This window comes from Chryseobacterium sp. SIMBA_028 (genome assembly GCF_046535285.1).
Lineage (GTDB): Bacteria > Bacteroidota > Bacteroidia > Flavobacteriales > Weeksellaceae > Chryseobacterium.
Map to the genome: position 1 here is coordinate 1 of NZ_JAWRWZ010000164.1, position 285 is coordinate 285.

The 285-nt window shown below is 38.6% G+C and carries 1 protein-coding gene; it reads left to right on the forward strand.

The genetic code is table 11. The features are described from left to right. Positions 1–285 (forward strand): lactonase family protein (locus SCA31_RS22995; protein ID WP_410699352.1); only part of this gene is annotated, 285 nt, incomplete at both ends.

Sequence of the window (285 nt, forward strand, 5' to 3'; positions counted from 1 at the left end):
CTGGATACCATTAAAGGTAAACTATCAAAAGTAACATCTGTTAAGGGAATTTTAAATCCAGCATTTCTGACTTTGTCCCCCAACAAAAAATATCTTTTTGCCTGTACTGAAAGTAAAACTAAAGGTGCAGGAAGCATAAGCAGTTTCGAGTTTAATCCCCGGACAAAGACACTGACTTTTATCAATAGCCAAAAAAGTGGAGGCGAAAATCCTGTGTATCTGGCTGCTCCCAAAAATGGTAAATGGCTGATAACTGGGAATTATACCGAGGGAAGTACTTCAGTC